Origin of the sequence: Limnohabitans sp. (assembly GCF_044373035.1) — a bacterium.
Lineage (GTDB): Bacteria > Pseudomonadota > Gammaproteobacteria > Burkholderiales > Burkholderiaceae_C > Limnohabitans_A.
In genome coordinates, this window is the sequence record NZ_JBILQU010000002.1 from 1 (window position 1) to 14,440 (window position 14,440).

The following is a 14,440-nucleotide window of genomic DNA, read 5'->3' on the forward strand; positions in this document are numbered from 1 at the left end:
CCTGCACTTTGCGGCGCTCTTGCCGGATTTTTTTGCGCTTTTCTTGGGTCAGGCTGGCCAAAAAGTCATCGAAGTCGCGCCATCCCTGGTTTTGCCAGTGGAACTGCACCTGGTCGCGTTGCAGCAGCCCGGCTTGTTCGCAGGCTTGCAGGTCGTGCGGGCTGCCAAACAAAATGTGCAGCGACGGGATGTTGTTGGTTTGGCAAATGTCCAGCAAGGCGGCCAGCAGGGCCTGGCGGGCGGCGTCGGATTCGGCCAGCAAGCGGCTGCCCGGCACGGGGGTGAAGGGCGAGGCGACCAGGGCTTTGGGGTAATAGTCGAGGCCGTGGCGCTGGTAGGCGTCGGCCCAGGCGTGGTCAAACACGTATTCGCCGCGTGAGTGGGTCTTGATGTAGAGCGGGCAGGCGGCGGCCAACACATCGCCTTGATGCGTGTTGCGCCACAGGCTGATGACTTGCAGCGTCCAGCCGGTCTCGGGCGCGGCCGATTGGCTGGTCTGCATGGCCGACAAATAGGCATGCTGCATGAAGGGGGATGGGGCGTCTTGCCGGGCGAGCAGGCTGTCCCAGGCTTCAGGCGCGATGGCACTCAGGTCGCCCAGCACCCGGGTGACATAATTCAAGCTCACATTTTCCAGCACCTGTATGACTCTCCAAATTCGTGTGGCCCAGCTCAACTTTGTCGTCGGAGACATGCCGGGCAATGCCCGCAAAATCATCGACTTCGCCACCCGGGCGCATGCCGAGGGTGCACGCCTGGTGCTGACACCCGAGCTGTCGATTTGCGGTTATGCGGCCGAAGACCTGTTCTTGCGCCCGTCCTTCATCGACGCCTGCGATGATGCCCTGAAAACGGTGGCCCGCGAACTGGCTGGGTTAAAAGGCCTGCATGTGGTGGTGGGCCACCCCGAGGGCGGCGGCCTGCGCACCCGCAGCGTGGCGGTGACGCGCCGCCACAACCGCGCCAGCGTGCTGTGCGAGGGGCAGGTGGTCTGCGCTTACGACAAGCGCGAGTTGCCCAATTACCAGGTGTTTGACGAGCGCCGCTACTTCACGCCCGGCAACGGTGTAGGCGTGTTTGAGGTCGAGGGCGTGCGGGTGGGCTTGCTGATTTGCGAAGACGCCTGGTTTGACGAGCCTGCCCGCCTGGCGCGTGATGCGGGCGCGCAAATGCTGGCGGTGTTGAACGCCTCGCCTTTTCACGCAGGCAAGGGCCCGGAGCGCGAACAGCGCATGCGCGAGCGGGTGGCCGATGGTGGCTTGCCCCTGATTTACGCGCATTTGGTGGGTGGGCAGGACGAGGTGATTTTTGAAGGGCGCTCGTTTGCCCTGAACGCCCAAGGCCAAGTGGTGGCGCGCGCCGAAGGCTTTCGCGAAGCGGCCATGACGGTGCAGGTTCAGGCCGCAGCCCTGGGCGTGGACTTGAGCGCTGCGCCCGAGGCCTTGGTGCCCATGGCCAGTGCCGATGCCGAACTGTGGGACGCGCTGGTGCTGGGCGTGCGCGATTATTTGGGCAAGAACGGTTTCAAAGGCGCGATTTTGGGCCTGTCGGGCGGCATCGATTCGGCGCTGGTGCTGGCGATTGCGGTGGACGCGATCGGGGCCGACAAGGTCCACGCGGTGATGATGCCTTCGCCCTACACGGCCGACATCAGCTGGATCGATTCGCGCGACATGGTCAAGCGCCTGAATGTGCGTTACGACGAGATCTCGATTGCGCCGTTGTTTGACGGCTTCAAGCAGGCGCTGTTGGCGCAGTTTGAGGGCTTGAAAGAAGACACGACCGAGGAAAACATCCAGGCCCGCATTCGCGGCACCCTGCTGATGGCGCTGTCCAACAAAACCGGGGCCATTGTGCTGACGACGGGTAACAAGAGCGAGATGGCCACCGGTTATTGCACGCTGTACGGCGACATGGCGGGCGGTTTTGCGGTCATCAAGGACGTGGTCAAGACCCGCGTGTTTGACCTGGCGCGCTGGCGCAACCAGAACGATCCGTATGGCACGGGCAGCCAACCGATCCCCGAGCGCATCATCACCCGGCCGCCCAGCGCCGAGCTGCGCCCCGACCAAAAAGACCAGGACAGCTTGCCCGCTTATGAGGTGCTGGACGCGATCATTCAGCGTTACATGGAAAACGACGAGGGCGTGGAGGCGCTGATTGCCGACGGTTTTGAGCGCGCCGATGTGGAAAAAGTCACGCGCCTGATCAAGCTCAACGAGTACAAACGCCGCCAATCGCCCGTGGGCATTCGCGTGACGCACCGCAGTTTTGGCAAGGATTGGCGTTATCCTATGACCAACAAGTTTCGGGCCTGAATCCAGGCGCTCTCTATCTTTCGAGGACATTTCACATGAAGCAGATCACCGCCGTCATCAAACCTTTCAAATTGGAAGAAGTGCGCGAAGCCTTGGCCGAATGTGGCGTGACGGGCCTGACCGTGACCGAAGTCAAGGGTTTTGGCCGTCAAAAAGGCCACACCGAGTTGTACCGCGGCGCAGAGTACGTGGTCGACTTTTTGCCCAAGGTGAAGGTCGAGGTGGTGGTCAAGGACCAAGACGTGGACAGCTGCGTGGACGCCATCATCAAGGCGGCGCGCACCGGCAAGATCGGTGACGGCAAGATTTTTGTGACTTCGGTCGAGCGCGTGATCCGTATTCGCACCGGCGAACAAGACGAAACCGCGGTTTGATGGGAAAGCCGGGCGGCGCACCCCGGCTCAGCTCGCGTCCAAGGTCAGAGCAGTTCGATTTTGGCGCGGGGTGAAAAGCCTGCTTTTTGCACCAAGTTTTGCAGCAGCGCTTCAGGTTCGTGGCCCAGGGTGACCAGATCGGTCTGCCAATCGCCCATGAAACCGTCTTGCACCACTTGGCCGATGAAGGCCATCAAGCCATCGTAATAGCCCAAGCTGTTCAGGATGCCGACAGGCTTGTCGTGGTAGCCCAGCTGTCGCCAAGTCCACACCTCAAACAACTCTTCAAACGTGCCGATGCCGCCAGGCAGGGCCAAAAACGCGTCGGCTTTGTCGGCCATGAGGCGCTTGCGCTCGTGCATGGTGTCCACCACATGCAGTTCGGTGCAGCCGTGGTGCGCCCATTCTTTTTCGACCAAGGCTGTGGGGATGATGCCGACCACCGTGCCGCCTGCGGCCAGCGTGGCTTCGGCCACCAGGCCCATCAGGCCGTTGCGTCCCCCGCCATAGACCAGTTGGCCACCGTGTGCGCCGATCCAGGTGCCCACTTGCACCGCGATTTGCGCAAATTCGGGCTTGTTCCCGGGCTTGGAGCCGCAGTAAACGCAGACCGAGAAGGCCGGTTGGGCTGCTTGGAGGGGGTGGGGCGTGTTCATGGGGTGTTCATTTGGCAGAAACCAGCCGGGTGCCGGCCCAGGCGTCGTGCCAGAACTGGCGCTGGGGGTGAAAGCGGCTGAGCAAGGCCCAGACCAGGACCCAGACCAAGCTGAGCAGACCCATCGAGCCGGCGGGCAGGCCCAAGGGAATGGTCAGCAGCAGCGGGGGCAAAAACCACATCCAGCTCAGCAGGTAGCGCAGCAGGGCGCGGCTTTGGCTCAGCGGCAGGCCTTGCGCGCTGACGACTTTGACATGCCAGGTTTTCATGGCCAGGGTTTGGCCCCGGTGCCAAAACCAGGTGAAGTAAATGCCCAATATCAAAAACAGGAAGGCTTGCAAGCCTGAGCGGTTGTCCAAGGCGTGGCGGGTCTGGCTCAGCGTGCCAAACAAGTAGCCCGCGATGAACACAACACCGAACAGCAGCATGCCTTCGTAAAGCCAGCAGGCCATGCGCCGTTTGAGCGAGGGGGCGGCCAGCGGGTCGGCGGCAGGCGGTACGGGGTGTGTCGGTGAGGCGGGCACGCGCTGGGTCATGGCAGCAATGGAGGATGGAAGATCGGATGGCGAAGGGGTTCAGCGCTGCCAGCAGGCGCAGGCCGGATGGTTTGTGCGTCACAGCGTGAGGGATTGAGCGCTCAGACATTGCACCCGATTGTGGCTCAAATGCGCGGATGAACCGCGCTGCATGGATTCAAGAGGGCTGAGGCAACAAGGTTTTGGGGTGGATCGGTTTTGAAGGCGCCACACGCTGAATCTCCCGTGTGGCATTGACGGGCAGCAGTGGGGGACTGACCAGGCGGGTGCTGGGCGTTGCGAAACTGCGGGCGGCACTTTTGGCAGGCGGTTTGGGGCCCAAAGACAGTTTGTGTTTTTCCTGATCGGACAGTGCCTGGTAGGCTTCCCACTGGGCCCGCTTGTCTTGGGCAGACAGGGATTGGGTGGTGTTGAAGTGAAAGCGCGCCTGGCTGCGTTGGCGAGGACTGAGCGCCGCCCACTCCCGCATGCGGCTGTGCAGGGTCATCTGTTCTTCGTCACTGAGTTGCAGAAAATTTTTGGACAGAGCCAGCCATTTTTGGCGCTGCTGCGCCGTCAGCGCATGCCATTCCTTGCTCAATGGGGCCAGGGCTTGTTTTTGACGTTTGCTCAAGGACTGCCAAGCAATGGAGTCGGGGGCGGGTGAGCTGTTGGCGGCGCTGGAAGTCAAGGGAACTTGCACACTGTGCCCCAATGCCGGTGTGGCCGGCAAAGACGGGTCGGTGACAGCATTCATGCTGGCCGGCATGCTCGAGTTGGGCATAGACGCTTGTTGTTCCGCCGGGGCTGGGGCATTTCCCATGGGGGTCTGTGTTTGCGCCCAGGCTTGCATGCCCAAGCTCAGTGCCAAGGTGGCCAGGCCGCTGATGCCCCACCCTGGTCTGAGCCAGCTCAGACCAAGTCGGCACACAGGCTGCTCGGCCGTGTGCTGAAGGCCAAACTTGCAACCTGTTTCAGTCATGCCGCGCGTGTTGCTGAAGCTTAAGGAACTGGGCAAAGCCTGGATCGGTGTAGGCGTCCGGTGGCAATTCGTCGAGCAGCAAAGCAGAGTCAAGGGAGGCGATGTCGGCCTCGGCCAAGTCTTGTTGCAGGGCCTGGATGAACATGAGGCCCGACACCAGGGCCAACAAAGGCAGGGCCGAGGCCAGGATGCGCCAAAGGTTAAGGCCCTCGTCAGGTGGCCCGCTGAGCGTGCCATTGGCATTCAAGGCCAGGCTGTGGCGCAGCAGGCGTTGCGGCGTGGGGCGGGTCTTCAAGGCCATTTGGCGGGCCACGCGCAGCCGCTCGCCGATGTCATGCCCCAAATCCTGCGATGCCAGGTCCAATTGCGCGGCCAAGGTTCGACCCCAAAGGTCCATGTCGGTGGTGGTGGCAGTGGCGGATGTTTGGAAATTTTTCATGGTTTCATGCCTTGTTGGGCCAAGGTTTTACTCAAGGACTGGATGGCTCGGGAGCAATGGGTTTTGACGCTGCCTTCAGAGCAGCCCATCACGGCGGCAGTTTCAGCCACGTCCAGCTCCTCCCAATAACGCAGCAGGAAGGCTTCTCGTTGACGTGCAGGCAAACTCATGATGGCTTTTTCAATGTGTTCCAGGGTTTGCACCCGCCCCAACCATTGCTCAGCACTTTGACTGGCAGGGGCGTCGGCCGCACCCGTGGTGACTTCGAGCAGGTCAAAGTCGCCCAGGTCGTCGTGGTGGTCAAAATCGTCCAGGTTGGAAAACAGGGCGTTGCGCGTCTTGCGACGGCGAAACCAGTCCAGCACGGTATTGGACAATATCCGCTGGAACAGCAAAGGCAGCTCTGGTGCCGTTTTGTCCGAGTAGTGGCTGCACAGCTTGATCATGCTGTCTTGCACGATGTCCAGGGCCCCTTCTTCATCGCCCACGTGGTAATAGGCCCGTTTGAAGGCTTTTTTCTCCACGCTTTTGAGAAAGTCAGAAATTTCGGTGTCCGAGGCCAAGTTGCTTGCAGCGGCGGGCTGTGTCCTGTGTGGGCGAGATGGGATGGCGGGTGGCGAGACGGGCAATGATGCAAGGCAATTATGTCACTGACCCCAATCTGGCCGTTCTGTTTTTAAAGACACGCTGTCAACGGTGCGATAATATTGGGTTGCAATTGAAAAAAAGCAAACGGATCACCGTCCGGCACTTTTACAGTGAGGTGCCCATGTCTGTGGTCTCAAGTCCCAAAGCCACTTCACAAGAGTCGAGCCCAGGGGCACCCAAGGTTTTTCGTTAGAGAAATTCACAAAGGTTCAAAAGGTTGAATATGGAAATCAATAAAACCGAAATGGCGTCTGCTGCGTCCGCCGCGGCCACATCTCAAGAGTTGCGCGGGGCCGAAATTCTGGTCAGAGCGCTGCAAGCCGAAAACGTTCAGTTCGTTTGGGGCTACCCCGGTGGGGCCGTGCTGCACATCTACGACGCTTTCTATAAACAAGAAACCATTCAGCATGTGCTGGTGCGCCACGAGCAAGCGGCGGTGCACGCGGCCGATGGCTACGCTCGTGCCACGGGCGAAGTGGGTGTGGCGCTGGTCACCTCGGGCCCCGGCCTGACCAATGCCGTGACCGGCATCGCCACTGCCTACATGGACAGCATCCCCATGGTCATCATCAGCGGGCAAGTGCCCACTGCGGCCATTGGCCTCGATGCCTTCCAGGAATGCGACACCGTGGGCATTACACGCCCCATCGTCAAGCACAACTTCCTGGTCAAAGACGCTAAGGACATGGCCGAGGTCATGAAAAAAGCCTTCCACATTGCGCGTACCGGTCGCCCTGGCCCGGTGGTGGTGGATGTGCCCAAGGACGTGTCTTTCAACAAAACCCCGTACACCGGCTACCCCGACAAGGTCGAGATGCGCTCGTACAACCCGGTGCGCAAAGGACACGGTGGCCAGATTCGCAAGGCCATGCAGCTGCTGATGTCGGCCAAGCGACCTTACATCTACACCGGTGGTGGCGTGCTGCTGAGCAATGCCAGTCCCGAGTTGCGCGCTTTGGTAGACCTGCTGAACTTCCCGGTCACCAACACCTTGATGGGTTTGGGCGCTTTCCCGGCCAATGACCGCCGTTTCCTGGGCATGCTGGGCATGCACGGTACGCTCGAGGCCAACAACGCGATGCAAAACTGCGACGTCTTGCTGGCCGTGGGTGCCCGCTTTGACGACCGCGTGATTGGCAACCCCAAGCACTTTGCGCAAAACGAACGCAAGATCATCCACATCGACATCGACCCTTCCAGCATTTCCAAGCGCGTCAAGGTCGATGTGCCGATCGTGGGCGACGTGAAAGACGTGCTGATCGAATTGATGGGCATGATCCGCGAATCCGGTCTCAAGCCCGACAGCCAGGCGCTGGCGCAGTGGTGGGAAACGGTCGAAGGCTGGCGCAGCCGCGATTGCATGAAGTACGACAGCAGCAGCAGCCTGGTCATCAAGCCGCAAAAGGTCATCGAGACCTTGTGGGAAATGACCAAAGACGCCGACGCGTACATCACCTCCGATGTGGGCCAGCACCAGATGTGGGCCGCCCAGTACTACAAGTTCAATGAGCCGCGCCGCTGGATCAATTCCGGTGGCTTGGGCACCATGGGCGTGGGCATTCCTTACGCCATGGGCATCAAGCTGGCCAAGCCCGACAGCGAGGTGTATTGCGTGACCGGCGAAGGCTCGGTGCAAATGTGCATCCAAGAGCTCTCGACCTGCTTGCAATACAACACGCCCATCAAAGTCGTGGCCCTGAACAACGGTTACTTGGGCATGGTGCGCCAGTGGCAGGAAATTGATTACTCCGGTCGTTACAGCCACAGCTACATGGATGCGTTGCCCAACTTCGTGAAGTTGGCCGAGGCCTATGGCCACGTCGGCATCTTGGTGGAAAAGCCCGAGGATGTGGAGCCTGCTTTGCGCGAAGCACGCAGGCTAAAGGACCGAACGGTTTTCTTGGACATCCGTACGGATCCGACTGAAAACGTGTTCCCCATGGTCAAGGCTGGCAAAGGCATCACCGAGATGCTGATGGGCGCTGAAGATCTTTAATTAATCCCACTGGACGAATCTATTGCCCGCCAAGCCTGCGCATGACCGTGTGCAGGGGAGGGCGGCGAAAAACGGCAGTTTTCTGCGGCCCAATTTTCCTGGTTGCATGCCGTCGCAAAAAGAGGAATCACACATGAAACACATCATCGCTGTACTGATTGAAAACGAAGCGGGCGCTTTGTCCCGCGTGGTGGGGCTGTTTTCGGCCCGTGGCTATAACATCGAGTCACTCACGGTGGCACCGACCGAAGACCCCAGCTTGTCACGCATGACCATCCAGACCGCTGGCTCCGACGACGTGATCGAGCAGATCACCAAGCACCTGAACCGCCTGATCGAGGTGGTGAAGGTGGTTGACCTGACCGAAGGTGCCTACACAGAGCGCGAGTTGATGCTCGTCAAAGTGCGTGCCGTGGGCAAGGAACGCGAAGAAATGAAACGCATGGCCGACATCTTTCGTGGCCGTGTGATTGATGTCACCGACAAGAGCTACACGATTGAGCTCACCGGTGACCAATCGAAGAACGACGCCTTTTTGGAGGCGATCGACCGCAGCGCCATTTTGGAAACCGTACGCACCGGTGCATGCGGTATCGGGCGCGGCGAGCGCATCCTGCGCGTCTAAATCCAATCACCAACCTGTTTATTCCTAAGGAGAACCCTGTGAAAGTTTTTTACGACAAAGATTGTGATCTGAGTGTCATCAAGGGCAAGACCGTTGCCATCCTTGGTTACGGCTCTCAAGGCCACGCCCACGCCCAAAACCTGAACGACAGCGGCGTCAAAGTGGTCGTCGGTCTGCGCAAAGGCGGCGCATCGTGGGACAAAGTCGGCAAAGCCGGCTTGACCGTGATGGAAGTCAACGACGCTGTCAAAGCCGCTGACGTGGTCATGATCTTGTTGCCTGATGAAATGATCGCCGAGGTCTACAACAACAACGTGGCGCCACACATCAAACAAGGCGCTTCGCTGGCTTTTGCCCACGGCTTCAACGTGCACTACAACCAGGTTGTGCCCCGCGAAGACCTGGACGTGTGGATGGTCGCACCCAAGGCCCCAGGCCACACCGTGCGCAACACCTACACCCAAGGCGGCGGCGTGCCCCACTTGGTGGCCATTCACCAGGACAAGAGCGGCAAAGCCCGTGCGATGGCCCTGAGCTACGCCATGGCCAACGGCGGCGGCAAGGCCGGCATCATCGAAACCAACTTCAAAGAAGAGACCGAAACCGACCTGTTCGGCGAGCAGGCTGTTCTGTGCGGTGGCGCCGTTGAGCTGATCAAGATGGGTTACGAGACCTTGGTGGAAGCCGGTTACGCCCCAGAAATGGCTTACTTCGAGTGCTTGCACGAGTTGAAGCTGATCGTGGACCTGATCTACGAAGGCGGCATCGGCAACATGAACTACTCGATCTCGAACAACGCCGAATACGGCGAGTACGTGACCGGTCCTGAAATCATCAACGAGCAGTCACGTGAAGCCATGCGCAACGCCTTGAAGCGCATCCAGACGGGCGAATACGCCAAGATGTTCATCTTGGAAGGCCGCACCAACTACCCGAGCATGACCGCGCGTCGTCGCTTGACTTCCGAGCATTCCATCGAAGTTGTGGGCGCCCAATTGCGCGCCATGATGCCTTGGATCGCCAAGAACAAGCTGGTGGACAAAACCCGCAACTGATCTGGCCCTTGTGCAAGAATTGAAAAGGCCACTGCGGTGGCCTTTTTCTTGGGCGCTGGGTCTGCCTTAAACTCGGTTGCCACGGTATGAATCCGAAAAACCGCAACAGGAATGGACGATGAACAAAACCACCAACATCGCTGAAGACGCAGAAGGCCCTGCGCCAGTGCGTAAGCCCTCCAAGGGCATCTACATGCTGCCCAACATGATCACATTGGCGGCCCTGTTTGCTGGTTTTTATGCCGTGGTCATGGCCATCAATGGCCGGTTTGACCTGGCCACCGTGGGCATCTTCAGCGCCATGGTGCTCGACAGCCTGGACGGTCGCGTGGCCCGCATGACCAACACCCAAAGTGCCTTTGGCGAGCAAATGGATTCGCTGTCGGACATGGTGTCCTTTGGCGCGGCGCCCGCGCTGATCGCCTATGTCTGGACGCTCAAGGAGTTGGGCCGTTGGGGCTGGATTGCGGCCTTTGTTTACTGTGCTTGCGCTGCGTTGCGCTTGGCGCGCTTCAACGTCAACACGGGCGTGGTCGACAAGCGTTTTTTTCAGGGCCTGCCCTCGCCTGCGGCCGCAGCCTTGGTGATGGGTTTTGTCTGGATCATGTTTGAAAACGCCGTGCCTGCCAAAGCCGTGTCTTGGGGCATGTTTGCCGTGTGCCTGTTTGCAGGTCTGACCATGGTGACCAATGTGCCGTTTTACAGTTTCAAGGACATGCACATGAAAAAGAGCGTGCCTTTTGCCACGCTGGTGCTGGTGGCTTTGGGCATTGCGGCTGTGAACATCGATCCGCCCACCGTCTTGTTTGGCGCGTTTGTGGTTTACGGCTTGAGTGGCTATGTGATTTATGCCTGGCGCAAGGCCAAAGGTCAGCCCACGAGCATGATCAGCACCTCCACTGACGAGCCCGACGAGCGGGGTTTGCACCAGTGATGTCAACTGCACGACAGTTCGGGTTTTGAACTGTGCTAAAGTCATTGCATGTATTTTTCTTTGTTTGCTCTACTGCTAGCGCCCCACGGGCGGGATGTGTAGCGCACGCAAACATTTTCCCAAAAGGCCCGTATGCCATCCGCAACGGGCCTTTTGCATTTTTGCTTGGACTTGCGGGTTTTGACCAGGAGTGAACATGGCTGACAAACTGATTATTTTCGACACCACCTTGCGCGATGGCGAGCAATCGCCCGGTGCCTCCATGACACGTGATGAGAAGCTGCGCATTGCCCGCCAACTGGAGCGACTGCGCGTGGACGTGATCGAAGCCGGTTTTGCGGCCAGTTCCAACGGCGACTTTGAAGCAGTGAAAGCCATTGCCGATGCGATCAAGGATTCCACCATTTGCTCTTTGTCACGCGCCAATGACCGCGACATCTCTCGCGCCGCCGAGGCCCTCAAAGGCGCCAACAACGGACGCATCCACACCTTCATTGCCACGTCGCCCCTGCACATGGAAAAGAAGCTTCGCATGACGCCCGACCAGGTGTTTGAGCAGGCCAAGCAGTCGGTGCGCTTTGCCCGTAACCTGGTGAGCGATGTCGAGTTCAGTCCGGAAGACGGCTACCGCAGCGACATGGATTTTCTGTGCCGAGTTCTGGAGGCGGTGATTGCCGAGGGCGCCTCTACCATCAACGTGCCCGACACGGTCGGTTACGCGGTGCCCGAGCTTTATGGTGAGTTCATCCGCACTTTGCGCGAGCGCATCCCCAACTCTGACAAAGCGATTTGGTCTGTGCATTGCCACAACGACTTGGGCATGGCGGTGGCCAACTCCCTGGCCGGTGTGAAGATCGGCGGGGCCCGTCAGGTCGAGTGCACCATCAATGGGCTGGGCGAGCGCGCAGGCAATTGCTCGCTGGAAGAAGTGGTCATGGCCGTGAAGACGCGCCGTGACTATTTTGGTCTGGATGTGGGCATCGATGCGAGCCACATCTTGGCCGCCAGTCGCATGGTCAGTCAAACCACCGGTTTTGTGGTCCAGCCCAACAAAGCGGTGGTGGGTGCGAATGCTTTTGCCCACGCCTCCGGCATCCACCAAGATGGCGTGCTCAAGGCCCGCGATACCTACGAAATCATGCGTGCGGAAGATGTGGGCTGGTCCAACAACAAAATCGTGCTGGGCAAACTCAGCGGCCGCAACGCATTCAAACAACGTTTGCAAGATTTGGGCGTGACCCTGGACAGTGAAACCGAAATCAACAACGCTTTTGCCAAGTTCAAGGAGTTGGCCGACCGCAAGAGTGAAATCTTTGATGAGGACATTTTGGCCTTGGTCAGTGACGAAAGTGTCAGCACCGAAAAAGAGCAGTACGGCTTTGTCTCGATGTCCCAACACAGCGAAACCGGCGAGCGACCGCATGCGGCCGTGGTCTTCACCGTGCAGGGCAAGGAGGTGAGCACCGAGTCGGATGGCAATGGCCCGGTGGATGCCTCCCTCAAGGCGATCGAGTCGCATGTCAAAAGTGGCGCAGAAATGGTGCTGTATTCGGTCAACGCCATCAGTGGTTCCACCGAAAGTCAGGGGGAGGTGACCGTGCGTTTGCAAAACAGCGGGCGGGTGGTCAACGGCGTCGGGTCCGATCCGGACATCGTGGTGGCTTCGGCCAAGGCCTACCTGAGTGCATTGAATAAATTGCAGAGCAAAGCCGATCGCGTCGCTGCGCAAGGATAAAATGAATCCCAAATAAGTAATTATTTGCTTTATAAAAGTCACGTAAGTTATTGTTCTTGCGTGACTTTTTTTATTTGGATACACTGGGGCTCATATTTGAAAAATCAGACCATCAAGACATGCCATTGAAATCAGTTTCTATTTTTCCTTTGCCCAAATCCTGGTTACGCATCGCTGTATTGGCCATGGTGGTGGGGCTGGTCACCATCGTGTCGGGCCAGTTGAGTCTGGCCTATGCGCAAAACACTCAGCAGACACCCGCCAAAGCGCAAAAAAAACCAAAAAGTGCCGAAAAGTCGGCTGGACCCCGCAAAGCGAAATCGGGTCAAATTGCATCGGCAAAGAAAAAACCAGTAGCCAAGTCTTCAGGTCATAAAAGGCAAACGTCCAAATCAACCCTGAACGCTCAAAATCTGAAAGCCAGGCCAAACGCGCGCCCCATTCGCTCGTCTTTTGGTCATATGGCAGGTCTGCATGCCACTTCCGATGCCCTGGGCTTGCACTCCAGCGTCGCCCTGGTGGTGGACCAAGATACGCAGGAAGTTCTCTACAGCAAGAATGACCATGTGGTTTTGCCCATCGCATCCTTGACCAAACTGATGACGGGCTTGGTCATCGCGGAGGCCAATTTGCCCATGGACGAACGCATCCGCATTACCCAGGCCGATGTGGACACCGAAAAAGGGAGCTCTTCCCGCTTGGCTGTAGGCACAGAACTCAGCCGTGGTGACTTGATGCACCTGTCCTTGATGTCCAGCGAAAACCGCGCAGCGCACGCATTGGGGCGCACTTTCCCGGGCGGCATGGATCTGTTCATCAGTCGAATGAACCAGCGTGCCCGTTCATTGGGCATGACGGACACCCGCTATGTGGAGCCAACGGGGCTGTCCAGCCAAAACCAGTCCAGTGCCAATGATTTGGCTGTCTTAGCGGCCAAGGCTTACAACGAGCCCATGCTGCGAGAGCTGTCCACCTCGCAAGGCCGTGAGGTTGCAGTGGGCCGCATAACGCTGCAGTACAACAACACCAACGGATTGATCAAAAATCCACAATGGGACATAGGCCTGCAAAAGACCGGTTACATCTCTGAGGCTGGTCGTTGCTTGGTCATGCAAGCCCAGGTGGCAGGTCGAAAGTTGATCATGGTTTTTCTCGATTCGACGGGGAAGTTCAGCCGAATGGGTGACGCCGAGCGGGTGCGCAAGTGGCTTGAGCAAAAGTCGTCCATGAACCAGCGCTCTTGGGAATCAGCAGTTCAGATGCCAGGCTGAGGTCTACCAAGCCAAGGCACAGGACGACTGGCCTTCAGTGCGATTCGTGGTGACCCAATGTCTCAGAGATCGCTTTGGTGGTTTCTTGTAACTTGGGCAGCCAGCTTTCATCCAGCCGATCGGCCGGGGCAGAGATAGACAAGCCTGCCAGCAGCTTACCCTGGTCATCGTATATGCCCGCTGCGATGCAACGCACGCCCAACTCCAGCTCTTCATTGTCACGCGCAAAGCCGGACTGGTTGACGCGCGAGAGCTCTCTTTCCAGCACTTGCAGTTGCGTGATGCTGTTGCGTGTCTGGCCAGCCAAGCCGGTGCGCGTGGCATAAGAGCGAACTCGCAAAGGGTCGTCTGCGGCCAGGAAAAGCTTGCCCACCGACGTCAGGTGCAAAGGGGCGCGACCACCAATGGCACGGACCACCTGCATGCCCGAGCGTTCGCTGTAGGCGCGTTCGATGTAAACGATTTCGTCACCTTGGCGCATGCTCAAGTTGACGGGTTGTTGAATGAGTTTGTGCAGGTCACGCATGGGGGCAAGGGCCGCATCGCGCACATTGAGCCTGCCCTTGACCATGTTGCCCAATTCCAGCAAACGCATGCCCAGGCGATAGTGGCCAGCCTCCGGGCGGTCCACAAAGCGGCCGGTGGCCAGGTCGTTCAGGATACGGTGCGCCGTAGAGGGGTGCAGCCCGGTTTTTTGGCTGATTTCCTTGAGCGAGATGGCTTCTTCGCGGGACGCCAGCACGTCGATCAGGCTGAACATGCGTTCAATCACCTGGATGGTGGGCACGGTCGTGAGGGCGGGGTCTTTTTTCATTGTGTCATGCCAAGAGATTCTATTTTACACAGTGAAATGAAGGGGGGCTGTACGGTTGCGGGGTCAACGAAATGTCCCT

15 protein-coding genes are annotated in these 14,440 nt (G+C 58.7%); 8 read left to right on the plus strand and 7 right to left on the minus strand.

Annotated features, from left to right (window positions below):
- A partial coding sequence (locus ACIQ47_RS00400; RefSeq protein WP_396436292.1) for a peptidogalycan biosysnthesis protein occupies positions 1–640 on the minus strand: 640 nt, incomplete at its 3' end.
- 4 nt (positions 641–644) lie between these two features.
- Between ACIQ47_RS00400 and ACIQ47_RS00405 the strand changes: the two genes are divergently transcribed.
- Together ACIQ47_RS00405 and ACIQ47_RS00410 are read left to right on the plus strand one after the other, a co-directional pair.
- Positions 645–2,318: an NAD+ synthase gene (locus ACIQ47_RS00405; RefSeq protein WP_296292527.1), complete on the plus strand. Its 1,674-nt coding sequence runs from the start codon at positions 645–647 to the stop codon at positions 2,316–2,318.
- Between the two features lie 35 nt (positions 2,319–2,353).
- Entirely contained in the window at positions 2,354–2,692 is a 339-nt protein-coding gene (locus ACIQ47_RS00410; RefSeq protein ID WP_296292526.1) for a P-II family nitrogen regulator, read from the plus strand.
- A 44-nt stretch (positions 2,693–2,736) separates the two neighbouring features.
- On the opposite strand, the gene ACIQ47_RS00415 is transcribed toward ACIQ47_RS00410, so the two are convergent.
- The 5 genes from ACIQ47_RS00415 to ACIQ47_RS00435 form a co-directional block, all read right to left on the minus strand.
- Positions 2,737–3,348, minus strand: a complete 612-nt coding sequence (locus ACIQ47_RS00415; protein ID WP_296292525.1) for a TIGR00730 family Rossman fold protein — start codon at positions 3,346–3,348, stop codon at positions 2,737–2,739.
- 7 nt (positions 3,349–3,355) lie between these two features.
- The gene (locus tag ACIQ47_RS00420) at positions 3,356–3,883 is read right to left on the minus strand and encodes an RDD family protein (protein WP_396436293.1); all 528 of its coding nucleotides are present in this window, start codon (positions 3,881–3,883) and stop codon (positions 3,356–3,358) included.
- Positions 3,884–4,040: 157 nt separating this feature from the next.
- The gene (locus tag ACIQ47_RS00425; protein WP_396436294.1) at positions 4,041–4,844 is read right to left on the minus strand and encodes a DUF3106 domain-containing protein; all 804 of its coding nucleotides are present in this window, start codon (positions 4,842–4,844) and stop codon (positions 4,041–4,043) included.
- Complete coding sequence (locus tag ACIQ47_RS00430) at positions 4,837–5,283, minus strand: DUF3619 family protein (RefSeq protein ID WP_396436295.1); 447 nt, start codon at positions 5,281–5,283, stop codon at positions 4,837–4,839. The genes ACIQ47_RS00425 and ACIQ47_RS00430 overlap by 8 nt, the downstream gene beginning before the upstream one ends.
- Positions 5,280–5,846, minus strand: a complete 567-nt coding sequence (locus tag ACIQ47_RS00435) for an RNA polymerase sigma factor (RefSeq protein WP_396436296.1) — start codon at positions 5,844–5,846, stop codon at positions 5,280–5,282. The genes ACIQ47_RS00430 and ACIQ47_RS00435 overlap by 4 nt, the downstream gene beginning before the upstream one ends.
- 308 nt (positions 5,847–6,154) lie before the next feature.
- On the opposite strand from ACIQ47_RS00435, the gene ACIQ47_RS00440 reads away from it, so the two are divergent.
- The 6 genes from ACIQ47_RS00440 (at position 6,155) to ACIQ47_RS00465 (ending at position 13,547) form a co-directional block, all read left to right on the plus strand.
- A complete protein-coding gene (locus ACIQ47_RS00440) occupies positions 6,155–7,927 on the plus strand; it encodes an acetolactate synthase 3 catalytic subunit (protein WP_396436297.1) in 1,773 nt (590 codons plus the stop codon).
- 133 nt (positions 7,928–8,060) lie between these two features.
- Entirely contained in the window at positions 8,061–8,552 is a 492-nt protein-coding gene (gene ilvN / locus ACIQ47_RS00445; RefSeq protein ID WP_019429372.1) for an acetolactate synthase small subunit, read from the plus strand.
- 38 nt (positions 8,553–8,590) lie between these two features.
- Positions 8,591–9,607, plus strand: coding sequence for a ketol-acid reductoisomerase (gene ilvC / locus ACIQ47_RS00450; RefSeq protein WP_396436298.1), 1,017 nt, complete (start codon positions 8,591–8,593; stop codon positions 9,605–9,607).
- A 118-nt stretch (positions 9,608–9,725) separates the two neighbouring features.
- A complete protein-coding gene (gene pssA, locus ACIQ47_RS00455; protein WP_396436299.1) occupies positions 9,726–10,541 on the plus strand; it encodes a CDP-diacylglycerol--serine O-phosphatidyltransferase in 816 nt (271 codons plus the stop codon).
- Positions 10,542–10,737: 196 nt separating this feature from the next.
- Positions 10,738–12,276, plus strand: a complete 1,539-nt coding sequence (locus ACIQ47_RS00460) for a 2-isopropylmalate synthase (protein ID WP_396436300.1) — start codon at positions 10,738–10,740, stop codon at positions 12,274–12,276.
- A 185-nt stretch (positions 12,277–12,461) separates the two neighbouring features.
- A complete protein-coding gene (locus ACIQ47_RS00465; RefSeq protein WP_396436364.1) occupies positions 12,462–13,547 on the plus strand; it encodes a serine hydrolase in 1,086 nt (361 codons plus the stop codon).
- 34 nt (positions 13,548–13,581) lie between these two features.
- Here ACIQ47_RS00465 and ACIQ47_RS00470 read toward each other — a convergent pair whose 3' ends face one another.
- Positions 13,582–14,361 (minus strand): IclR family transcriptional regulator, encoded by a 780-nt coding sequence (locus ACIQ47_RS00470; RefSeq protein WP_396436301.1) that lies wholly within the window; start codon positions 14,359–14,361, stop codon positions 13,582–13,584.
- Between the last annotated feature and the right edge of the window lie 79 nt (positions 14,362–14,440).